Source organism: Kribbella hippodromi (assembly GCF_039531045.1).
In the GTDB taxonomy this organism is placed as follows: Bacteria; Actinomycetota; Actinomycetes; order Propionibacteriales; family Kribbellaceae; genus Kribbella; species Kribbella hippodromi.
In genome coordinates this window covers 20,231-42,177 of the sequence record NZ_BAAAPH010000016.1, presented here as the reverse complement: position 1 = coordinate 42,177, position 21,947 = coordinate 20,231, and the positions used below count along the sequence as shown (strand labels likewise).

Genomic DNA, 21,947 nt, shown 5'->3' with positions numbered 1-21,947 from the left:
GTCAATCGGTGCGCGTCACCGTGGTGTCTATTTGGATTTGGGTTAGGCGGAGGAGGATTTTTTGGCGGAGGGCGTCGGGGGCGTGGTCGGAGCCGCAGGAGCGGTGGACCAGTTTTTTGACGCAGCGTTCCAGGTCGTATTCGTCCAGGCAGGGGGCGCACTCTTCGAGGTGCCGGCGGATGTCTTCGGTGCTGGCGTCTTCGAGTTCGTTGTCGATGAAGACGTAGACCCGCTGCAGGATTTCTCCGCAGTCGGTGTCGTGGGGCTCGCCGCAGCTCACGACTCCTCCTTCTCCGCGGCATCGCCGGCGGCCGTGGCCGTGCCGGTGCCTGCCGCGTCCGTGCTTTCGTCGGTGGCCGGGATCAGGCCGCGGTCCCGGGCGTAGTCGCCGAGCAGGTCGCGCAGCTGGCGGCGGCCCCGGTGCAGCCGGGACATCACGGTGCCGACCGGCGTACCCATGATCTCGGCGATCTCCTTGTACGCGAAACCTTCGACGTCGGCGAGGTACACGGCCAGCCGGAAGTCCTCCGGGATGGCCTGCAGGGCGCTCTTCACGTCGGAGTCGGGCAGATGCTCGAGGGCGACCGCCTCGGCCGACTTCAGCCCGCCGGGAGTGTGCGACTCGGCAGCGGTCAGCTGCCAGTCCTCGATCTCCTCGGTCGGTGACTGCGTGGGCTGGCGCTGCTTCTTCCGGTATCCGTTGATGAAGGTGTTCGTCAGGATCCGGTACAGCCACGCCTTCAGGTTGGTGCCCGGCGTGAACTGGTGGAACGAGCTGTACGCCTTCGCGAAGGTGTCCTGGACCAGGTCCTCGGCGTCGGCCGGATTGCGGGTCATCCGCATGGCCGCGGCGTACATCTGGTCCAGAAACGGCAAGGCTTCGCGCTCGAACCGCGCGGTGCGCTGCTCGGGTGTCTCGGTCGTGGTGGGAGTCGGCATCGGGATCGAGAATACCGGGGTCTTGCCGGTAACCCGCTCCGGAGCCTGTCTCGTCGCCATCATGTTCGTCACAACACGCCCGGCCACGGGGGCATTCCCGGCGTTGTCGCCGTTATCCGGACACTTCCCGGACCACCCATTCGAACACGGCTTCGACCAGCAGATCGTACGTCTCCTGCTGATCCAGCTCCGCCCGCTTCGGCACCTTGAACGAATGGTCGGCGTCCGGCACCACCGCCATCTCGGTCAGCGGCGGGAACTCCTCCGGCGTACCGAACGGGTCGCGCTCCCCCTGCACCACCAGCGTCGGCAGCCCCGCGCTCTGCAGCTCGGCCACCCGCGACTTCTCCGGCTTCCCCGGTGCATGCAGCGGAAAGGACAGCGCGAGTACGCCGGACGCGCCCAGCCCGCTCGCGGTCCGGCAGGCCACCCGGGCGCCGGCGCTACGGCCACCGAGGACCAGCGGCGTACGCACCCGGAGCTGCCCGATGATGGAGATCCACGCTTCGTCGAGCACCTTCGGCGCGGGCGCCAGCTTCTTGCCGGCGCGCCGCCAGGGCTGCTCGATCAGGAACACGTTGATGTCCTGTTTCGGCAGCCGTGCGGCCAGCGCGGCCAGGTCGCCGGACTCGATCCCGGCGCCGGCCCCATGACCGAGCGCCAGCGTCGCCACCGGGCGGCGCGCGCGGTACGCCACGATCCGGGCCTCACCGTGCGGGGTCCGCACCATCCGTTCGTCGGTCACCCGCCCCATCCTGTCATCACGACCGGTGAAGCGCGGGGCACGAAACTCAGGAACTGTTCAGAACAAGGTCGTCGGACTGTCCGGCGGGGATTCGCCGTCCGGCGGCAGCGGATCGAGCAGGTGCGGTCCGTTGTTCTTGACCGAACTGACCGCCTTCGACACCGCGTACGCCTCCAGCCGCCCCGGCGCCGCCGGAACCAGCAGCTCGAGCAGGTCGTCGGGGTCGGAGGACAGCGGGTCGAGCCACGCGTCGTACCGCTCGCGCTCGACCAGGAGCGGCATCCGGTCGTGAATCCGGCCCAGGTCGTCAGTGGACGAGGTGGTGAGGACGGTGCAGGTCCACAACCAGGCGTCGTCACGATCGGGGTCCTCGACCGATTTGTCGCGCCAGATCTCGTACAGACCGGCCATCGAGAGGACGCTGCCGTCCGGCGGATGGATGAAGTACGGCTGTTTGACCGGCTTGCCGTTCACCTTCTCCTCGGCGGTGTACCACTCGTAGTACCCGTCGGCGGGCAGGATGCAGCGCCGGGTCGCGAACGCCTTCTTGAACGCCGGCTTCTCCGCGACCGTCTCCATCCGGGCGTTGATCAGCCGGCTCCCGATCGAGGTGTCCTTGGCCCAGGACGGCACCAGCCCCCACTTGACCGTGGTCAGCTTCCGGACCGTGGTGTCCGGCTGCTCGCGGTTCTTCCGCTCGACCACCGCGATCACCTGGTTGGTCGGCGCGACGTTGTAGTTCTCGCCGAGCTCTTCGACGGACTCGCGGACGTTCCCGGCCTCGATCTCGAACTCGGCGACGAGATCGGACGGAGCCCGGCTGGAGGCATATCTACCGCACATACCGCCAGCCTAGACACCGGTACGGACAAACTGTGGCGATTTGCATAACCAAATCTATATAGCCCGGACTATACTTATCCCATGAGCACCCGTACTGCCCCGGTCGGCGAAGCGCTCTTCGCGCTGGCCGCGGTGGCGATCCGGCGCCGGCCGCGGACGTTGAGCCTGACGGCCGTCTCCGTGCTGTCCACGCTGGAGCGCACCGGCCCGCGGCGGCTGACCGACCTGGCCGTCAGCGAGGAGGTCACCCAGCCGTCGATGACCGCGCTGGTGACCCAGCTGGTGGGTCTCGGCCTGGCCGAGCGCCGCCGCGACCCCGCCGACGCCCGGGTCGTCCTGGTCGCCGGCACCGAGGCGGGCAGCCGGCAGTTACGCGAGATGCGCAGCGCGGGCGCGTTGACGGTGACCGAGCTGATCGACAAACTCGACGACCACGACACCGCGGCCCTCGACGCCGCGCTGCCGGCGCTGCTCCGGTTGATGGAGCTCGCCGACGAAAGCCAGGACGGCCGGACGCCGCCGAAGAGGTGACCAGATGAGCTACGACGCCGAAGCGCGACGGACCCGCGTACCCAAGGACCAGACCACCGGCATTCCGGCGATCGTGGTCGGGCTCGACGGTTCCGCGACCAGTTGGGACGCGTTCGCCTGGGCAGCCGGCGAGGCGCGGCGTACGCACGGCCGGCTGGTCGCCGTGTACGTGATGCCCTTCGCCGAGCCGACTGCCGCGCTCGGCGTCCCGTACGACTTCGCTGCCGCGCAGGCCGCCCGGCACGAACTGGCCGGCGAGATCGAGACCGAGGCGGTGATCCGCGCGGACGAGCTCGGCATCCCGTTCAGTTTCGTCGGTGAGTACGGCGACGCGATCGGCACGCTGGCCGATGTCGCGCGCGATGTCGACGCGCACCTGGTGGTCGTCGGCCGGTCGTCCAAGCGCTGGCACCGCCTGACCGGTTCCCTCGGCCACCGCCTGACCTGCCGCAAGGACGCCCCGGTCGTCGTGGTCGTGCCCTGAACAGTCGTGCCTTAAGAGACTTAAGAGAGCAGACAGGCCAAGGCGGCGGATCGCCCACCCCGTGTTAGGCGATCCGCCGCCGGACTGATGCGCCCGGGCGCCCCCCTGTAGGCGTCCGGACGCAAGTTCTCAGGGCCGGGTCAGCTCGTCGAGCAATCTCCCGGCCATCGCGTCGCTACCGGGCAGGCCCTCGATCCAGATCCGGGCCAGCTGCGGTACGTCGGTGTCGATCCGCCACTGCGTGATCAGGGCTCGTACCGTCGCGACCTGCTCCGGCAGGTTCGGCTCGCGGCCGACGAGCGCCGCCGCGCGGTGTGAGCCGACGCGGCCCAGTACGTCACCCCCGTAGAAGACGATCCGCAGGCATTCCGCGACGTCGACCAGCCGGAGTTCACGCTCGAACGGCGAAGTACCCGCCGGATTGAGCGGTTCGACAACCACCAGTGCATGGGTTTGCGGTACGGAAGTTCCACGGAATTCCGCCTCTCGGTAGAGCTCGCCGAGCCGGGACCGCAGGTGCGCCAGGCTGGACAGCCCAGTCAGCGGGTCCTCGCAGGACAGCGAGTGCAGATAGACAAGCGACGCCTCGGCCCAGCTGGAACTGAGTGCGCGTACCGCCGCGAAAGCCGGCTCGCCCCCGGCGATCGAGCGGTACAACGCACTCAGCCCATCAAGTGCCTCCATCAGCGAGACTCCGTCGGCCGCCAAGCGGCGCCCGACCTCGTCTGACGCAGGCACGACATCGGCTCCGTCCCGCAGCGCCTCGGCGATCGCGAGATAGGCGCTGTGGTCGGTGCCAGCTGTGCCGTGCGGCTCCCTCCGCCCGCACGGTTGTTCCTGGTACGACGCCTCCGGCGCGATCCGGGCGGGCGACCCCGCCAGGTTCAGGGACGATTTGCCGGGCCGCAGGTCGAACCGTCGGCGGATGTCCGCGAACAGCGACATGGCCCTCCTCAGTTGTCCCGTCAGTCTCCCGACCGGTCGGCCGGAAGCGTCGTACGCCGATGAGACAGACCGCCGGGAAGTTCATGACGCGGATTCGCGGAACTTTTTCCGGACTTTTTTCGGGCGTAACTTCGGGCCTGGTGTTCTCGTCAGGAAAGAGGCACAGTTCCGCGTCAGGAAAGATGCGTTCCGCCGTCGCACGTGGGAGCCTTGTCTCCGGCGGGAAGTGACGGACCGTCACGTTGCCGCACAGAGAGTTGCCGTACCGAGATTGTCAGAGACCCACGGGGGAGATGGATGGAGACGCCGGAAGGCCTGCCGGACGTACCGGGCGACGCGGAACTGATCGCGCGCGTCCGCAACGGCGACCTGGAGGCGTACGGGGAGCTGTACGCGCGGCACCATCACGCGGCCGAGCGGATGGCGCGGCAACTGGTCCCGGCCAACGACGCCGACGACCTGGCCAGTGACGCGTTCGCGAAGGTGCTGGACGCGCTCCGGGCCGGCGGTGGTCCCGACATCTCCTTCCGTGCCTATCTGCTGACCACGGTCCGGCGGGTGCACGTCGACCGGATCCGGTCCGGCAAGAAGGTGCAGACGACCGACGACATCGCCGCGTACGAGCGGGAGCCGGAAGGTTTCGACGATCCGACCGTCACCGGCTTCGAGAGCGGTGCGGCGGCGAAGGCGTTCGCCAGCCTGCCGGAGCGCTGGCAGGCGGTGCTCTGGCACACCGAGGTCGAGGGTGAGAAGCCGGCCGCGATCGCGCCGATGCTCGGCCTCACCGCGAACGGCGTGTCCGCGCTGGCGTACCGGGCGCGGGAAGGACTGCGGCAGGCGTACTTGCAGCAGCACCTGGCCGATGTCGCCGGAGACCGGTGCCGCTGGACTACGGAGCGGCTCGGTGCGTACGTACGCGGCGGACTGACCAAGCGGGAGAACCGCAACGTCCGGGAGCACATGGACGACTGCGCCAAGTGCACCGCGGTGTACTTGGAGCTGGTCGAGGTCAACAGTGCGCTGCCGGCACTGCTTGCTCCGGCCCTGCTGGGGACGGCGGGTCTTGGTTACCTGGCTGCGGCTGGTGGCGCGAAGGTTGGGCTGGTCGGGTTCTTCGTTACCGGGTGGCGCAAGGTCACCGAGAACAGCACTCGTACTGCCGTTGGCGCGGGGACTGTGGTGGTCGTCGCGGTCGCGGCGGCGCTGGCGGCGATGGCACTGACGGGGAAGGACACTCCCCCGGCGGCGATCGATCAGCCGAAGCCGCCCACTCAGCAGCCGTCGGTGCCGCCGGCCAAGCCGCCGGTGCCGCCAAGCAAGCCCTCGGCGAAGCCGCCGGTCAAGCCTCCCGTCAAGCCCCCGGTGCAACCACCGGCAAGCCAGCCGACGTCAGCACCAACCAGCGCCCCCACAACCGCGCCAACCACCGCACCAACCACGGCGCCGACGAAACCGACACCGACCACTCCGGTGCAGACACCAAGCAAGCCGACCCCACCGAAGCCGACTCCCACCACTCCGATCCGCTACCCCGGGATGGTGACGATCAGCATCCCGCCGGGCGGCGGCGGTGCTGCATTCCTTTCGCCCAGCGGCAGTGCGGCGGGCGCAGAGACTCAGGCGGCGGGGGCGTTGCGGTTTGTGGTGACGATTACGCCGCCGGCGGGGAACACGAATCCGGTGGTGATTTCGCTCAAGTACGGGGGCGAGCTGGACTGGCCGTTCCGGGGGAACCCGGCCGGCTGGAGCTGTGACAAGGCGACTGGATCGTGTACGGCGGCGAGTGCGACCGCGCCGCAGCCGATCCCGGTCAGCTTCGACGCGCCGACCGGTGGATCGGTCACCGACCGGACCTTCACGGTGAACGCGAAGACCGGCCGGCTGTACGACTACGCGTCACGGACCTTGGAGCCGAAGGCAAGTACCGACGAGAACCTGCTGAAGATCCTCGACGGCAAGGCCGATCCGGACGTACACCACCGCATCCTGACCGTCGCCCCGCGCGCCGGCCGCGCCAAGGTGACGCTGAAGCTCGGCTACGGCACAGCGCTCAAGTGGCCGATCGCGGCGAATCCGGCCGGCTGGAAGTGCACCGTCTCCGCCAAGACCTGCACCGCGCTGAACCCGGCCAAGCCCGCGCCGCTCCCGGCCGATTTCGACGTACCGGACGACTCGCCCGCGAAGGCGCGTACGTTCACGGTGACCGCGCAAGCGGACCTGGTCAGCGACACCGACAGCGAGGTGCTGCCGGCGCTCCAGCAGGACGATTCGCTGCTGCAGATCCTCACGCCGAAGCCGCACGACGACCCGAATCCGTACGCCTACAACCGTTTCCTCAAGCTGAACGGCGCGCAGGGGAAGCCGGTGACCCTGGACATCTCCTGGGGCAAGAACCTGTTCTTCCTGTGGTCGGCGAACCTCGGCTGGACCTGCGAGCGGTCCAGCGACATCCGCCGGGCGACGTGTACGACGAACGACTACCGGAAGCCGTTCAACTCGGAGTGGAGCGCCTGGCCGGGTACCGGTTCCACCAACACCCTGACCGTCCACGCCCGAGTCGGCGGCCGCGAAGACACCGACTCAGTCCAGATCCCCCCGAACACCCCCCGCCGCTGACCCCCACCCGCTGACCCCCGCAGCCACACAGCCAGAACCCACGCGCTCGAAACCGGCAGCTCGACAGTACGTATATGCCCACCGCGGGCGCTCCCACGCTGACCGACCGGCCGGACAACGGTCTAGTGGACACATACGTACTGTCCGCCCGCCGACACACCACCTCCGACAGAAAATGCGGTTGCGGTGTCGTTTACTCTCGGTCTGTTCGCGTTGACGGAACCAAGTAGCGCCGTACGCCACGTTCGAGAGAGTCGCCGGTAGCTGTGAAGGCGGCACGTGGAGCGGTGGTGAAGACACTCCTGAGCGACTGTTGCGCAAGAGGCCGGACCAGTTCCTGGTTCGGTGAAGGTGTGGTGGTACCGCGAGATTCCCCTTCGCCCACACCTCCGGGGTTCGAGACAAACCTGGAGGTGAAACAGCAATGCGCATTCTCAGCCATGAGATCCCCTCAGCAGTGGGCCAGTCCGTCACGGTGGCCGGCTGGGTGCACCGAAGACGACGGCTCGCAGCCGTCAGCTTCCTGATCCTGCGCGACCGGTCCGGCCTGACCCAGATCGTGGTCAAGGAATCGCCGGAGCAACTCGACGAGCTCACCGAGGAAACGGTGGTTCAGGTGACCGGTACGGTCGCCGCCAACCCGCAGGCGCCCGGCGGTGCCGAGCTGGTCGACCCGGTGATCGAGCCGCTCACCGAGCCGGCCGCGACGCCGCCGATCGAGCTCTGGCGTCCGGCCGTCGGCGCCGGGCTGCCGGTGGTGCTCGACAACGCGCCGGTCGCGCTCCGGCACCCGGTGATCCGGGCCGGCGCGGAGATCGCCGCGGCCGCCATGTACGGCTTCCGGTCGGCGCTCGGCGGTCAGGGCTTCACCGAGATCCAGACGCCCAAGATCGTTGGTACGGCCACCGAGTCCGGGGCCAACGTGTTCGCCCTCGACTACTTCGGCGGACCGGCGTACCTGGCGCAGTCGCCGCAGTTCTACAAGCAGACGATGGTCGGTGTGTTCGAGCGCGTCTTCGAGGTCGGTCCGGTGTTCCGGGCGGAGCCACATGACACGGTCCGGCACCTGGCCGAGTACGTGTCGCTCGACGCGGAGTTCGGTTTCATCACGGACCACCGCGACGTACTGGCGATGCTCCGGACGGCGATCGCCGGGATGCTCGAAGCGGTCGGTACGCGCGCCGGTGGTGCGTTGGAGCGGCTCGGCGTCGCGCTGCCGGAGATCCCGGTCGACGTCCCGGTGCTGCACTTCACCGAGGCGCTGAAGATCGCCGGCGCGAACCCGGACGAACCGGACCTGGCACCGGCCGACGAACGCGCGATCGGTGCGTGGGCGCTGGCGGAACACGGCAGCGACTTCGTCGCGGTCGAGGGGTACCCGATGGCGAAACGCCCGTTCTACACGCATCCGCAGCCGTCGGACCCGCAGTGGTCCAACTCGTTCGACCTGCTCTTCCGCGGCGTCGAACTGGTCACCGGCGGCCAGCGCCTGCACCGCTACTCCGACTACGCCGCCGCCCTCACCGCACGCGGCGAGTCACCCGACGCACCCGCGTACACGTCGTACCTGCAGGCGTTCAAGCATGGCATGCCACCGCACGGTGGTTTCGCCATCGGCCTGGAACGCTTCGTCAGCCGCCTGACCGGAGCCGAGAACATCCGCGAGGTCACCCTGTTCCCCCGCGACCTGCACCGGTTGACGCCCTGATGGAAACCACCGCGTCGGTTGTCGCCGAGCTGAACATTGCCCTGGGCACCGATTACCGGCTCGTGCGGCAACTGGCCGGTGGGTACCAGTCCGGGGCGTTCGAACTGACCGGTGGCGTCGTGCTCAAGTGGACGGACAACCCGGCATGGGCCACGCGGGTCCGGCAGGCGGCGGAGCTCGCCCGCCGGGCCCGGGCGGCCAGTTATCCCACGCCGGACTGGCTCACCGTCGGTACGACCGCGGCCGGTTCGCCGTACCAGCTGCAGGCCTTCGTCACCGGTACGCCCGTACGCGACTATTCGGTGATCGACGCATCGGTCGCCCGAGAGCTGATCGCGATCTGCGAACTGCAGCGGGATCTCGTACCCGAAGAGGCCACGAGCTGGTCGGCGTGGTCACGCGGCGTCGTGCTGGAGGGCTGGGACGGCGTGTGGGAGCGCGTCAGTGCGTACGGCGGGGAGGCCACGGAGCTGCTCCGCCGGTACGAAGCGCTGGCCGCGCCGTATCGCGACGCACTACTCCCGGAGAACGATTTCGTCCACGGTGACTTGAACCTCGGCAATGTGATCTTGGCCGACGGGAAGGTGGCCGGGATCATCGACATCGAGGCGGCCGGGAGCGGATCGCGCGCGTACGACCTGATCTCGCTGGCAACCTCGGCCGCCCGGGACGGCGCGGCGCCGGGAGTGGACGAGTTGTTCGTCGAAGCGGCGTTGCGGGCCGGTGGACGGGCAGCCGTCGCGCTGAGTGCGGCGGCGGCGTACGTGAGCATCGCCGAGTTCGCGCAGGAGAAGGCTGGCGATCCAGAGGTGATCCGGTACGGGGCGCGACGCGTACTGGAGTTGTTGGAGGCATGATGTGCGCATGGTGAGTGCGGATGAGCGGGCTGTACTGGCGGCGGTGGACGATGCGCGGATCGTGGATGAGCTGCGCGAGCTGGTGCGGATTCCGAGTGTGGACGGGACGGCCGCCGAGGTCGAGGTGCAGGCCTGGTGTGCGCGGCGGCTGAGCGAGCTGGGGCTGACTGTCGATCACTGGGAGCTGGATCTGGCCGGGCTGACGGCTGACCCGGAGTTCCCGGGGATGGAGGTTGAGCGCACCACCGCTTGGGGCTGCGTCGGCGTTCTGGGCGAAGGCCCGATGCCGGGGCTGGTGCTCAACGGGCATGTGGATGTGGTGCCCGGGACCGCGTTCGGGGCCGTGATCGAGGACGGCGTGATGTGGGGCCGCGGCACCTGTGACATGAAAGGTGGCGTCGCCGCGATCTTCGGCGCGGTCGCGGCGATTGTTGCTTCCGGCATCGAACTGCGCAAACCGTTGGCCGTGCACACGGTGATCGGCGAAGAGGACGGTGGTGCCGGCGCGTTCGCGACGCTGCGTCGCGGCCATCGTGGCGAGGCCTGTCTGATCGCCGAGCCGACCGCCGGGGCCGTCATCCCGGCCAACGCCGGCTCGCTGACCTTCCGCCTCGAGGTACCGGGTCTCGCGACCCACGGCTCGACCCGCAGCCGGGGCGTGAGCGCGATCGAGAAGTTCACCGTGCTCCAGTCCGCCCTGCTGGACCTCGAAGTCGCCCGCAACCTCGACCCGCACCCGCTGCTCGCACACCTCGACCTCGCGAACCCGCTCTCCGTCGGCACCATCGCGGCCGGCGACTGGGCGAGTACTGTCCCCGATCACCTGGTCGCGGAGGGCCGATACGGCGTACGCCTCGGCGAACCGCTCACCGACGCCCGCGCCGCCTTCGAGACCGCGATCGCCGAAGCCTGCGCGAAGGACGACTGGCTCCGAGACCACCCGGTCAAGGTCACCTGGCCGGGCGGCGAGTTCGCGTCCGGCCTGCTCCCGGATGGCGACCCACTGCTCGCGGACACCATCCAGGCAGTCGCCGACACGGGCAGTCCGGCTCCAGCGGTCCAGGGCGCTCCGTACGGCTCGGACCTGCGCCAGTACGCCGCCGCGGGCATCCCGACGCTGCAGTACGGTCCAGGCGACGTACGGTACGCGCACGCCGCCGACGAGCATGTCGTCCTCGCGGACGTCCTCCAGGCAGCCCGCGCGTACGCCCTGCTCGCGGTCCGGCGGTGCGGTCAGTCGTCGATCGCCTGATACAGCGTGGTCCAGAAGTCGTTCATCAACTGAACCGACCACGGCACAGTGGCGCCGACCTGGGTGAGCAGGATGCCGATGACCTGGTTCGCCGGGTCCGCGTACGTCGACGTACCGGCGCCACCGTCCCACCCGAACTGCCCGATCGGCGCGTAATCACCGCGGTACGTACGAACCGCCATCCCGTACCCCCAACCGCCCTGCTGCCCCTGCCCGAACGAGATGTGTACGTTGTCCCGCGCCAGCGTCTCGCGGGCAGCCAACTGCTCTGCCGTCAGGCTGTTGCTGGTCATCAACTCGACCGCCGGCCGGGACAGGATGCGCTGCCCCTTGTGCATGCCGTGGTTCAGCAGCATCCGGAAGTACGCGTGGTAGTCGTCGGCGGTCGAGTTCAGCCCGCCGCCACCGCTCGGGAACGCCGGTGGCGCGCTGTGCCGGCCGCCCTCGGCCTCGTCCCATACCTGGAACTCCCCCGTCGCCGGGTCCGGCGCGTACAGCGGTGGCAGCCGGTGGATGTCGTCAGCCGGCACCCAGAAGCCGGTGTCCTTCATCCCGAGCGGCTCGAAGATCCGCTCCCGCAGGAACTCCTCGTACGGCTGGCCGCTGACCCGCGCGACCAGCACCCCGAGGACGTCGTTGCTCATCTGGTACTGCCAGCGCTCGCCCGGCTGGTACATCAGCGGCAGCGTGCCGATGCGGCGCATCCACTCGTCCGGCTCGGGCATCGGCACCGGCGCGTTGGGCGTGATGTCCAGCGCGAACAGTGCGGCCATGATCGGCGTACCGATCATCGTCATGTCCATGCCCAGGCCGAACGTGGAGGACAGCAGGTCGCGTACGGTGATCGGCCGGCGCGCCGGGACAGTGTCGTCGATCTCGCTGTCGATCCGCTTCAGCACCTTGCGGTCGGCCAGCTCCGGCAGCCACTGATCGACCGTGTCGTCCAGCCGCAGCCGGCACTCGTCGAGCAGCACCATCGCGGCCGCCATCGACACCGGCTTGGACGTCGACGCCATCCGGAAGATGGTGTCCCGGGCCATCGCCGGGCCGCCGTCGTGACGCATCGTCCCGATCGTTTCGACGTGCGTGTGGTCGCCCTTGCTGACCAGCGCGACGACGCCGGGGATCTTCCCGGAGTCGACGTGCCGGGCCAGTACGTCGTGCACTTTGGACAGTCCGGCTTCGGTGAACCCGTTTGACCCGTTTGACCCGTTTGACATCAGTGTTGTGCTCCTTTTCGATCTGCGGAATTCAGAGGCTGTAGGCGCGGATGTCACCCATGGAGGTGGTCGCCTTGATGGTGAGCTCCGGGGCGGGGCCCTCGGTGTTGTGCAGCGAGTTGCTGATCCGGCCGCTGGCGGTTCCGGCGTCCAGGGAGGCCGAGACGCCCGGCGCGGCGCCGATCTCCACGTCGCCGGCTTCGGTGCGCAGCACGACCGCGCCGCGTACGGCTTCGGCCACCCGGATGTCACCCTGGCTGGTGCGGATCTCGGCCGGGCCGTTCAGCCGGCCGACGGTGACGTCACCGGCGCTGGTGGTGAGCTTGGCGCTCGCGACGTCCTCGAGGTCGATGGCGCCGTGCGCGCTGTTCACGGTCAGGTCGCCGAACCGCCCGACCGCCTTCAGCTCGACGCTGGCGGCCCGGACCTCGGCCTGGGAGCCGGCCGGCAGCTGGACCGTCACCGCGAGGCTGCCGGACGGACCGAAGTACTGGTTCTTCGCGGTGGACTCGATCCGCAGCACGCCGTCGCCGTACTCGACCTTGACCTGCTCGGCGACCTTCACGTCGCGGCTCTTCGAGGGGTCGGCGGGCCGGACCTCGACCACGGTGTCGGTCCGGTCGGTGGCGACCAGCTGGACGCGGCCGGCTGGGACGTCGAGGTGAGCGGAGATCGGCTGCGGGGTGTCGAAGGTCTTCATGGTGGTGCCTTTCTGGTTGGAGACTCCGTTGGTGTCTGAAACCAGATTCGAAGACAGGCCTGACACCAGGCCGCCATCGGGCTGACATGACCGCGAGCTGGTGTCAGGAGCCAGCTACGCGCCTGTCAGCCTCCGCAGCGCGGCATGGCCGATCGGGCCCCAATGTGCCTTCCCGCCGGGTAGTCCCTGGTCGCCGTTGAGCCCCATCGCGATCAGGAACATCGCCCGGTGCACGGCCCAGCCGCGCGCTCGCCGTACCGTTGCCTCGTCGGTTGAATACAGCTGGAAGAACCGGTCGGCGGCACCGTCCGGGAGCAGAATCCAGGCGGCCGCGAGGTCGTTCGCCGGGTCGCCCGCGCACACCTCCTCCAGGTCGATCACGCCGGCAAGCGTGCCGTCGGCAACTACCACGTTGGCCGGGTGCAGGTCGCCGTGCAGCCAGAGTGGTACGCCGTCCCACTCCGGCGCGGCCAGTGCGTCCTCCATGACTGTGCGGATGGTGTCAGCGCGGTCCACGTACTCGTGCAGGTTGTCGAAGCCCCACTGCAGTTCACGCGGCAGACTGCTGCGGATGCCCGCCGGTGCACCAGCTGGTGCCTCGGTGTGAAGTGCCTTCAGGAATCCGGCCAGTACGTCGGCGGACTGCTCCGTACTGATCGGACTCCAGTCAGCCGGCTCGCCTGGTACCCACGTGGTGATCAGCCACGGGCGAGGAAAGCGGTCCGAGGGTGCAGCGAGGCGTAATGGAGTCGGAACAGGTAGCGGAAGCCGGGCGGCCAGGTCAGGAACCCAGCGGTGCTCTCTGGTCAGCAGTTCAGGCGCGTCCAAGTGACGGGGGATCCGGATCGCCAGGTCGTTTCCGAGCCGCCACATCTGGTTGCCCCAGCCGCCATCGACCGCCCGCAGCTCCAGGTCGGCCAGATCGGGGAACTGCTCTTTCAACAGGGTCCGCACCAGTTCGTCGTCCATGAGGCGTCAGACGCGTCACACCACTGTCCGGTTGGGAATAGGTCCACGGACTGGTCAGTTGCCGTCTGACATGCGCATTGATGTGTGGTCCGACGTCGTCTGCCCCTGGTGCTACATCGGCAAGCGCCGGCTCGAAGCGGCGCTCGCCGCGAGCGGAGACACGGCGACGATCGTCTGGCACAGCTTCCAGCTCGACCCGTCGTCCACCAACGACGACCCGCGGGACCTGGCGACCCGGCTCGGTGAGAAGTACGGCCGCGGTCGCGAGTGGGGCCTGCAGGCGAATGCCCAGGTCACGGAGGTGGCGGCCGAGGACGGTCTGGAGTACCACCTCGACCAGGCGAAGCCGGTGAACACAGTCGACGCACACCGGTTGCTGCACCTCGCACTACACCTGGCCGAGTCCGGCGAGGTCCCCACTGACACGCAGGGCCGACTGAAAGAGCGGCTGCTCAAGGCGTACTTCACCGACGGCCTCCCGGTCGGTGACCACGCCACCCTGCTCGAGCTGGCCACCGAAGTAGGCCTCCCCGCCGACAAGGCGCGTGCGGTGCTGGACAGTACGACGTACGCGGATGACGTCGCCGCGGACCAAGCGCAGGCCGTCGCGTACGGAGCCAACGGCGTGCCGTTCTTCGTCATCGACGAGAAGTACGGCGTCAGCGGCGCACAGCCCGTCGAGGTGTTCCAGGAAGCACTGCGCCGGGCGAACGCGGACCGCAAGCCCGTGACCCTGATCACCGCACCGGGCGCGACCACCGACGGTGACGCGGCGTGCGGCCCGGACGGCTGCCCGATCTGATCGTTCTCCGGGTGAGGGCATCAGCGGTGGGTACCGGGAGTCGTACGAAACGTGGTGTATGAAGGAGGCATGACTGTCGTGCGCGCACTGGCCAGGCCGTTGCTGTCCGTCATTTTCGTCGTGCAAGGCGCGAACTCGATCCGCAATCCCGAGCCGCTGGTGCCCAAGGCCCAGCCAGTGACGGACCGGTTGGTGCCGATGGTGAAGAAGGTCGCGCCGCCGCAGGTGAGCGACCGGATTCCCGACACGACCGCCAACCTGGTCCGGCTGAACGGCGCGGCGCAGGTCGTCGGCGGGCTGGCGCTGGCGTCCGGCAAGGGCCGCCGGCTCGGTGCGTCGCTGCTGGCCGCCTCGCTGGTACCCACCACGCTCGCCGGGCACTCGTTCTGGCTGGAGAAGGACAAGGCGGTCCGGAACCAGCAGCGCATCCAGTTCATGAAGAACCTGGGGCTGCTGGGCGGACTGCTGCTGGCTGCGGTCGACACCGAGGGCAAGCCGGGCGTCGCCTGGCGGGCCACCCACGGCGCCAAGGCGGCGAAGCGGGAGACCAAGCGCGGCGCGAAGGTCGCCAAGCGCGAGACCAAGCAGCTGGCCCGTGAGGCGAAGCGGGCGGCGCGACTCGCCAAGGCGGAGCTCAAAGCTGAACTGAGCTGAATCAGTTCTACCCTTGCACAGTGCCGACGTACAGTGACGATGGCCAGTGGTGGTGGGACGGCCGCTCCTGGCAGCCGATTTCGACGCTCCCGCCCCAGCAAGCACCACAGCAGCAGGGTCAGCAGTACCCGCCGCAGGGTCCGCCGCCAGGACCTCCGCAGTACCCACCACAGCAGCCCCAGCCGTACGCCCAGCAGCGGCCGCAGCCTGGGCGACCGCGGAAGTCGAAGGGGCGGCGGGTGGTGCTCTGGGTGCTGGTCGCGGCGCTGGTGCTGGTGATCGGCATCCCGGCGGGCATCTACGGTTACAAGAAGCTGACCGGTGACGACGCGACCGCGGCGCCGCACGGCAAGACCATCGAGCCGGGTCAGCCGGTGACCGCGGCGAGCCTGGCCGAGGTCGACCCGGCGACGTTCTTCGAGGGCGTGGCCAAGCGGCAGATGACGCAGCCGCTGGCCCGGCTGAAGGTGGCGTACTTCCCCGATCAGCAGAAGTTCCTGAGCCGGACGGACCTGTGGCTGACGACCGATTCGGCGATCGACCACAAGACCGACAAGTTCTACCTCGCCACCACCGCGCGGCACGGTGCGGCCGACGACGAGCCGACCAACGCGATCTGCAAGGACGGCAAGAGCTACAGCTGGGGCAATTACGCCAAGAAATGGCAGGTCGTTCCGTTCGACTCCCCGGAGTGCCGGAAGAAGCCGTACACGTACACCGGGGACGGGCTGTTCTCCAGTGGGCTGACGGCTGATCAGGCCGACAAGGTGCTGGCCAAGCTGCGGGACTACACCGGGTACGTGAACCCGGAGCAGCCGACGCTGCTGTCCGCGGGCGGTCACACGTACGTACGCCAGGTGGTCGACTTCAAGCCGGTCAAGCTGGCGCACGACGAGGACGGCGGCTCGGCGATCTCGATGTGGGCGTTCAAGGAGTCGGGCAACGACCCGGTCAGCTGGCCGTGGTCGAACCCGTGGCCGCTGAGCACGGGCGTGCACGCCGTGTACTACCTGGACACCAAGACCCTGCTGCCGGTGGCGGCCTTCGAGAAGGGCATCAACCCGCCGTCCGGGTCCACGGAAGGACCGGGCGTACAGGTGGTCAACTACGCGTACCCGAAGACGCTGCCGGTGCCTGTGTTCAACAACTCGCCGCAGACGCTGTCGATGGTCCTGCCGCAGGGCTGGAAGCTCCAGTAGGCCGCGTGCCCTAGGCTCATCGTGAGAGAGACACTGATGAGCCTAGGGAGTGGCATGAGCGTGGATCAGGGGTGGCCGGCACCATCGGCCACGGGTGCGGTCAGCGGACGGGTCACCGTGCCCGGGTCGAAGTCGATCAGCAACCGGGCCCTCATCCTCGCCGCACTCGCGGACGGCCCGTCGCACCTGACCGGTCTGCTGGCGGCCCGGGACACCGCCCTGATGCGGTCCGCACTGGTCTCACTCGGCGTGGGCATCACCGAGAGCGGTTCGACCGTCACGGTCACCCCCGGTTCGCTCAAGGGCCCGGCGAGCGTCGACTGCGGCTTGGCCGGCACGGTGATGCGGTTCGTACCGCCGGTTGCCGCGCTCGCCGACGGTACGGTCGCGTTCGACGGTGATGCGTACGCCCGCGAGCGCCCGATGGGCGTGATCCTCGACGCGCTGCGTGCTCTCGGCGTACAGATCGACGACGGCGGTACCGGGCGGATGCCGTACACGGTGTCCGGGACCGGTTCGGTGCGCGGCGGTGTGGTGACGCTGGACGCGTCCGGCTCCAGCCAGTTCGTGTCCGCGCTGCTGCTGGCCGGCGCCCGGTACGACGCGGGTGTCGACATCCGCCACGACGGCAAGCCCGTACCGTCGCAGCCGCATCTGGACATGTCGGTGGCGATGCTGCGGGAGCGCGGCGTCCAGGTCGACGACGCCGAGCCGAACCGCTGGGTCGTTGCTCCCGGCCCCATCCGCGCGCTGGACACCGCGATCGAGCCCGACCTGTCGAACGCCGCGCCGTTCCTGGCCGCGGCGGTCCTGACCGGCGGCGAGGTCACCGTGACCGGCTGGCCGACCGAGACCACGCAGCCCGGCGACCATCTGCGCGACATCTTCAGCCGCTTCGGCGCCGACGTGACCCAAACCGCGGAGGGCCTGACCGTACGAGGGACCGGCCGGATCGTCGGCTGTGACCTCGACCTGAGCGAGGTCGGCGAGCTGTCCCCGGTGATCGCGGCGGTGGCCGCGTTCGCGGACGGGCCGTCGTACCTGCGGGGCATCGCGCACCTGCGCGGCCACGAGACGGACCGGCTGGCCGCGCTCGAAACCGAGTTCAACGCGCTGGGCGGTGACGTCACCCAGACCGCCGATGGCCTGGAGATCCGGCCGAAGCCGTTGCGCGGCGGGCTCTTCCACACGTACGCGGATCACCGGATGGCGCACGCGGCCGCCGTACTCGGTCTGCTCGTGGACGGGCTGCTGATCGAGAACATCGGCACCACCGCGAAGACCTTGCCAGAGTTCCCCGAACTGTGGTCGGAGCTCGTCAGCTGATGTCGCGGTACGACGAGGAGGCCCGGTACGACCGGCCCAAGCGCCGCACCCGGCCGCGGACCAAGGACCGCCCCTCGTACGACGATGCCGCCGAAGCCGTCGTGATCACCCGCGACCGCGGGCGGTACACCTGCTGGGCCGGTCCCACCGACGACGGCCATCAGGTGACCGCGATGAAGGCCCGGCAACTCGGCCGGACCGGCGTGATCGTGGGCGATCGGGTGAAACTCGACGGCGACGCGACCGGTGACGAAGGCACCCTGGCCCGGATCGTCGAGGTCCTCCCCCGCCGGACCTTGCTCCGGCGCTCGGCTGATGACGACGACCCGGTAGAGCGCCCACTGGTTGCCAATGCCGACCAACTGGTCATTGTGGTTGCGGTAGCGAACCCGGAACCCCGGACTGGTCTGATCGACCGCTTCCTGGTCGCCGCGTACGACGCGGGCATGCGACCGCTGCTCTGTCTGACCAAAACCGACCTGGCCGACCCGGACCCGTTGCTGTCCATCTACAGGCCGCTTGGTGTCGAGTCGGTCGCTACGCAGCAGGGCGGGGACCTGACGGCGCTGCGCGAGCAGTTGCAGGACCGCACCAGCGTGCTAGTCGGTCACTCCGGGGTTGGTAAGTCCACGCTGGTCAACGGGGTCATCCCGGGAGCAGGCCGGGCGATTGGCATCGTCAACGAGGTCACCGGGCGCGGACGGCATACGTCGACCAACACCGTCGTACTGCGGCTGCCCGGCGGTGGCTGGTTGATCGACACGCCCGGCATCCGCTCGTTCGGCCTGGCGCATGTCGATCCGGAAAAGCTGATCCACGCGTTCCCCGACCTGGCTGACCTCGCCCGGGACTGCCCGCGTGGGTGTACGCACGCGGCCGACGCGCCGGACTGTGCACTGGACGAGGCCGTGGCGGCGGGTCAGGCGGACGTCGACCGGGTCGCCTCGTTCCGCCGCCTGCTGGCCAGTCGCGCCACCACCATCTACTAGGTCTACGCCTCCGGACCGGCTGGCTACTTCTTGGGCAGGATGTTGCCCCAGACCGCGCGGGCACCGGCGTCACCGGTCAGGATGGTCTGGTAGATCACCACGGCCGCCATCACCACGACAGCCACGATCACCAGCAGCTCCAGCGGGCGGCTGATGGCTGCTCTGCCACCGGACAGTGCGGTCGGCCTGCCGAGTAGCAGGAAGGCGGCCACCACCAGTACAGCGAACGCCAGCACGAACCAGAGCAGCAGATTGCCGCGGGACCGGTGCAGCTGGACCAGCGGCAGCAGTTGCGGAAGGGCCGTCACGAACGCGTCCCCGCTCTTCTTCGCCACGAACGCGCACACCAGCGCCCCGACACCGAGTACCAGCGCCGGCCAGCGCAGGAGCCGCCGCCACTTCGGCACCGCCACGAACGCGATAGCGGTCAGCGCGCTCACCGGCAGCACCACCACGGCGAGGTGGATGACCAGCACGTGCAGTGGCAGGTTCCCGAGCTGCTCGAACATAGACGCCTCCCGGCAGTCGTGGGCCGTGTGCAAGCACCTATAGCACGGCCGACCGCCGGTTTCGGTTCAATCCGCTCGTCCGCGGTCCCCACTTCTGGCTGGTCGCCCGGCAGGCTAGCCTTCCGGCATGCCTTCGCACACGGATGACCTGCGGCTCGCCCACATCCTGGCCGACGACGCGGACTCCACCACGATGGACCGCTACAAGGCGCTGGACCTGCACGTCGCGACCAAGCCGGACCTGACGCCGGTGAGCGAGTCGGACAAGAAGGTCGAGGACGTGATGCGCAAGACGCTCGCCCGGGCCCGGCCGCGGGACGCGTTCGTCGGCGAAGAGGACGGTACGTCCGGGTGGGGCGTCCGCCGCTGGGTGGTCGACCCGATCGACGGCACCAAGAACTACATCCGCGGCGTACCGGTCTGGGCGACGCTGATCAGCCTGATGATCGAGGACCAGGTGGTCGTCGGCGTGGTGTCCGCGCCGGCGCTCGGGAAGCGCTGGTGGGCGTCGTACGGCGACGGCGCTTGGACCGGTCGCGCGCTGCACTCGTCGCAGCCGTGCCGGGTCAGCGATGTGAGCACGATCGACGACGCCTCGCTGTCGTACGCCTCGCTCAAGGGCTGGGAGAAGATCGGCAAGAAGAACCAGTGGTCCGAGCTGATGGACGCCTGCTGGCGGACCCGCGCGTACGGGGACTTCTGGTCGTACATGCTGGTTGCCGAGGGGGCTGTGGACATCGCGGCGGAGCCGGAGCTCAACCTGTACGACATGGCCGCGCTGGCGATCATCGTGGAGGAGGCGGGCGGGAAGTTCACGTCCGTCGACGGAGTGCCTGGGCCGAACGGGCCGAACGCCGTGGCCACCAATGGGCGGTTGCACGACGAGGTACTCAAGCGTCTGGAGTGATCCGGCGCTGCAGGAAGTCCGCTTCGACCGAGTTGCTGGTGAAGGCCAGTGCTTCCTCGTACGCCGCCTGCGCTTCGGCTGATCGGCCGGTACGGCGCAGGAGCTCGGCGCGGGTGGAGGCAAGGTACGGGTAGGTGGCGAGCGCCGGGTCGGTGCTGAGCTCTTCCAGTTGCTCCAGTGCTGTCGCTGGGCCGGCTACGTAGCTCAGTGCCACGATCCGATTGAGCGCCACAACCGGGGAGGGCCAGCGGCGGTACAGCACGTCGTACAGCCCCAAAATCTCCCCCCAATCAGTCTCTTCCCACCGCCCCGCCTCCGCATGCACAGCCCCCACCGCCGCCATCACCCCAAACCGCCCAACCCGCCCCCGGCCGCCCGTTCCGCCGGTAAGTGCCTCTGGCACCAAGCGCAGTCCCTCGGCGATCAACTGTTGGTCCCACAGCGTGCGGTCCTGGTTTTCCATCAGCACCAGCTGACCCGCCTCGTCCACCCGGGCAGGCCGTCGTGCTTCGGTGAGCAGTAGTAGGGCGAGCAGACCAGCAACCTCAGCGTCGTCAGGCAGCAGCATCCGCATCATCCGGGCCAGATCCAGCCCCCGGTCCGCCAGCTCCGGCCGCGTCAGCTCCGCACCATCACCAGCAGTGTGCCCAGCTGCGTACACCAGATGCACAACATCCAGCACCGCACCGATCCGCTCCGGCAGCTCCGCCACCCGCGGAATCCGGTACGGAATCCCCGACCGCGAGATCTTGTGCTTGGCCCGCGTGATCCGCGCCTGCATCGTCGCTTCCTTCACCAGGAACGCCGTCGCGATCTCCGCCGACGTCAACCCACACACCAGCCGCAACGTCAACGCAACCTGCGCCTCCTGCGCCAACGCCGGATGACAACACGTGAACACCAACCGCAACCGATCATCCGGAAACGCATCCACCCCACCGTCTGCATCTCGGCCAACCGCTTCCCCACCGACCGCATCCGAGCCGCCGAGCTCCCCTCCGACTGCTTCCCCACCAACCGGGTCCGCACCCACCGGGTCGACCAGCAGCGGCAGTTTCCGGCGCGCCACGTCAGCCCGCCGCCGCAGCTCCAGCGCCCGCCGCGTCGCGACCGTCGTCAGCCAAGCGCCCGGCCGCCGTGGCACACCGGCTTCCCGCCAGTGCACCAGCGCCTTCGCGTACGCGTCCTGTACACAGTCCTCGGCCAGATCCAGATCCGCCGCCACCCGCGCGGTCGCGGCGAGAACGAAGGCCCACTCCCGCACATGAGCCTCCGCCACCGCCGCCACCACGTCAGTCACCGTGTCAGTCGCCAAGTCAGTCACCGTTGACCAGCGGTCTGACCTCGACACCGCCCATCGGGGACGGGACCTGCTTGGCGATCGCGAGGGCCTCGTCCAGATCCGCCGCCTCGATCAGGTAGTACCCGCCCATCACCTCCTTGGTCTCGGCGAAAACGCCGTCCGTGACCACGAACCCACCGTTCCCGTCCGAGCGGATCGAGGTAGCGGTCGTGCTCTCTTCGAGCTGCCCGGACCCCCGGATCGCCGCCCCGTTCGCCGCCACAAAGGCCCGGTGGTTCACATGGTTGCGCTCCATCACCGACCCGTCGTCAGCGGCCCACTTCGCCTCGTCGTCGTAGATCATCACCAGGTACTTGCCCACTTCAGCTCACCTCTCCCGTCGCTCCCGATTCCAGCATTCACCATCCCGATGCGCGACCCCGGCCGAAATCGACAACCCCGGCAACGGA

23 protein-coding genes are annotated in these 21,947 nt (G+C 68.9%); 12 read left to right on the top strand and 11 right to left on the bottom strand.

Annotated features, from left to right (window positions below; translation table 11 throughout):
• Position 1 precedes the first annotated feature (1 nt).
• Genes rsrA through ABD260_RS23685 form a run of 4 tightly spaced genes read right to left on the bottom strand, consistent with a single transcriptional unit; the run spans position 2 to position 2,527 of the window.
• Positions 2-280, bottom strand: coding sequence for a mycothiol system anti-sigma-R factor (rsrA, locus tag ABD260_RS23700; RefSeq protein ID WP_344236441.1), 279 nt, complete (start codon positions 278-280; stop codon positions 2-4).
• Positions 277-999 (bottom strand): sigma-70 family RNA polymerase sigma factor, encoded by a 723-nt coding sequence (locus ABD260_RS23695; protein ID WP_425553380.1) that lies wholly within the window; start codon positions 997-999, stop codon positions 277-279. The genes rsrA and ABD260_RS23695 overlap by 4 nt, the downstream gene beginning before the upstream one ends.
• 52 nt (positions 1,000-1,051) lie before the next feature.
• Positions 1,052-1,693 (bottom strand): alpha/beta hydrolase family protein, encoded by a 642-nt coding sequence (locus ABD260_RS23690; RefSeq protein WP_344236439.1) that lies wholly within the window; start codon positions 1,691-1,693, stop codon positions 1,052-1,054.
• A gap of 48 nt (positions 1,694-1,741) precedes the next feature.
• A complete protein-coding gene (locus ABD260_RS23685) occupies positions 1,742-2,527 on the bottom strand; it encodes an SOS response-associated peptidase (protein WP_344236438.1) in 786 nt (261 codons plus the stop codon).
• A gap of 81 nt (positions 2,528-2,608) precedes the next feature.
• On the opposite strand from ABD260_RS23685, the gene ABD260_RS23680 reads away from it, so the two are divergent.
• Both ABD260_RS23680 and ABD260_RS23675 read left to right on the top strand, forming a co-directional pair.
• A complete protein-coding gene (locus tag ABD260_RS23680; protein ID WP_344236437.1) occupies positions 2,609-3,058 on the top strand; it encodes a MarR family winged helix-turn-helix transcriptional regulator in 450 nt (149 codons plus the stop codon).
• 4 nt (positions 3,059-3,062) lie between these two features.
• Complete coding sequence (locus ABD260_RS23675; RefSeq protein WP_344236436.1) at positions 3,063-3,542, top strand: universal stress protein; 480 nt, start codon at positions 3,063-3,065, stop codon at positions 3,540-3,542.
• Between the two features lie 129 nt (positions 3,543-3,671).
• On the opposite strand, the gene ABD260_RS23670 is transcribed toward ABD260_RS23675, so the two are convergent.
• On the bottom strand, positions 3,672-4,487 hold the full coding sequence (locus tag ABD260_RS23670; RefSeq protein WP_344236434.1) for a hypothetical protein: 816 nt from the start codon (positions 4,485-4,487) through the stop codon (positions 3,672-3,674).
• 297 nt (positions 4,488-4,784) lie between these two features.
• On the opposite strand from ABD260_RS23670, the gene ABD260_RS23665 reads away from it, so the two are divergent.
• The 4 genes from ABD260_RS23665 (at position 4,785) to ABD260_RS23650 (ending at position 10,920) form a co-directional block, all read left to right on the top strand.
• The gene (locus tag ABD260_RS23665) at positions 4,785-7,103 is read left to right on the top strand and encodes a sigma-70 family RNA polymerase sigma factor (protein ID WP_344236432.1); all 2,319 of its coding nucleotides are present in this window, start codon (positions 4,785-4,787) and stop codon (positions 7,101-7,103) included.
• 424 nt (positions 7,104-7,527) lie between these two features.
• Positions 7,528-8,811: an aspartate--tRNA(Asn) ligase gene (aspS, locus tag ABD260_RS23660; protein WP_344236430.1), complete on the top strand. Its 1,284-nt coding sequence runs from the start codon at positions 7,528-7,530 to the stop codon at positions 8,809-8,811.
• On the top strand, positions 8,811-9,668 hold the full coding sequence (locus tag ABD260_RS23655; protein WP_344236428.1) for a phosphotransferase family protein: 858 nt from the start codon (positions 8,811-8,813) through the stop codon (positions 9,666-9,668). Before aspS ends, ABD260_RS23655 begins: the two co-directional genes overlap by 1 nt.
• 7 nt (positions 9,669-9,675) lie before the next feature.
• A complete protein-coding gene (locus ABD260_RS23650) occupies positions 9,676-10,920 on the top strand; it encodes a M20/M25/M40 family metallo-hydrolase (RefSeq protein WP_344236426.1) in 1,245 nt (414 codons plus the stop codon).
• On the opposite strand, the gene ABD260_RS23645 is transcribed toward ABD260_RS23650, so the two are convergent.
• The 3 genes from ABD260_RS23645 to ABD260_RS23635 all read right to left on the bottom strand — a co-directional run bounded on the left by ABD260_RS23645 (position 10,902) and on the right by ABD260_RS23635 (position 13,809).
• On the bottom strand, positions 10,902-12,140 hold the full coding sequence (locus ABD260_RS23645; RefSeq protein ID WP_344236424.1) for a serine hydrolase domain-containing protein: 1,239 nt from the start codon (positions 12,138-12,140) through the stop codon (positions 10,902-10,904). The genes ABD260_RS23650 and ABD260_RS23645 overlap by 19 nt on opposite strands.
• 31 nt (positions 12,141-12,171) lie before the next feature.
• Positions 12,172-12,840: a DUF4097 family beta strand repeat-containing protein gene (locus tag ABD260_RS23640; protein ID WP_344236422.1), complete on the bottom strand. Its 669-nt coding sequence runs from the start codon at positions 12,838-12,840 to the stop codon at positions 12,172-12,174.
• A gap of 114 nt (positions 12,841-12,954) precedes the next feature.
• Complete coding sequence (locus ABD260_RS23635) at positions 12,955-13,809, bottom strand: aminoglycoside phosphotransferase family protein (RefSeq protein ID WP_344236420.1); 855 nt, start codon at positions 13,807-13,809, stop codon at positions 12,955-12,957.
• Between the two features lie 70 nt (positions 13,810-13,879).
• On the opposite strand from ABD260_RS23635, the gene ABD260_RS23630 reads away from it, so the two are divergent.
• The 5 genes from ABD260_RS23630 (at position 13,880) to rsgA (ending at position 18,779) form a co-directional block, all read left to right on the top strand.
• Positions 13,880-14,611: a DsbA family oxidoreductase gene (locus ABD260_RS23630; protein WP_344236418.1), complete on the top strand. Its 732-nt coding sequence runs from the start codon at positions 13,880-13,882 to the stop codon at positions 14,609-14,611.
• Between the two features lie 69 nt (positions 14,612-14,680).
• Positions 14,681-15,265: a DoxX family protein gene (locus ABD260_RS23625; RefSeq protein ID WP_344236416.1), complete on the top strand. Its 585-nt coding sequence runs from the start codon at positions 14,681-14,683 to the stop codon at positions 15,263-15,265.
• Positions 15,266-15,285: 20 nt separating this feature from the next.
• Positions 15,286-16,464 (top strand): hypothetical protein, encoded by a 1,179-nt coding sequence (locus ABD260_RS23620; protein WP_344236414.1) that lies wholly within the window; start codon positions 15,286-15,288, stop codon positions 16,462-16,464.
• Positions 16,465-16,518: 54 nt separating this feature from the next.
• Positions 16,519-17,790: a 3-phosphoshikimate 1-carboxyvinyltransferase gene (aroA, locus tag ABD260_RS23615; protein ID WP_344236412.1), complete on the top strand. Its 1,272-nt coding sequence runs from the start codon at positions 16,519-16,521 to the stop codon at positions 17,788-17,790.
• Positions 17,790-18,779, top strand: a complete 990-nt coding sequence (gene rsgA, locus ABD260_RS23610; RefSeq protein WP_344236410.1) for a ribosome small subunit-dependent GTPase A — start codon at positions 17,790-17,792, stop codon at positions 18,777-18,779. The genes aroA and rsgA overlap by 1 nt, the downstream gene beginning before the upstream one ends.
• Positions 18,780-18,802: 23 nt before the next feature.
• On the opposite strand, the gene ABD260_RS23605 is transcribed toward rsgA, so the two are convergent.
• Complete coding sequence (locus ABD260_RS23605) at positions 18,803-19,288, bottom strand: DUF2231 domain-containing protein (protein ID WP_344236408.1); 486 nt, start codon at positions 19,286-19,288, stop codon at positions 18,803-18,805.
• 127 nt (positions 19,289-19,415) lie between these two features.
• Here ABD260_RS23605 and hisN point away from each other — a divergent pair, with 127 nt between their 5' ends.
• A complete protein-coding gene (gene hisN, locus ABD260_RS23600) occupies positions 19,416-20,195 on the top strand; it encodes a histidinol-phosphatase (protein ID WP_344236406.1) in 780 nt (259 codons plus the stop codon).
• Here hisN and ABD260_RS23595 read toward each other — a convergent pair.
• Entirely contained in the window at positions 20,179-21,510 is a 1,332-nt protein-coding gene (locus ABD260_RS23595) for an RNA polymerase sigma factor (protein ID WP_344236404.1), read from the bottom strand. The genes hisN and ABD260_RS23595 overlap by 17 nt on opposite strands.
• 1 nt (position 21,511) lies before the next feature.
• On the bottom strand, positions 21,512-21,859 hold the full coding sequence (locus tag ABD260_RS23590) for a YciI family protein (RefSeq protein WP_344236402.1): 348 nt from the start codon (positions 21,857-21,859) through the stop codon (positions 21,512-21,514).
• Between the last annotated feature and the right edge of the window lie 88 nt (positions 21,860-21,947).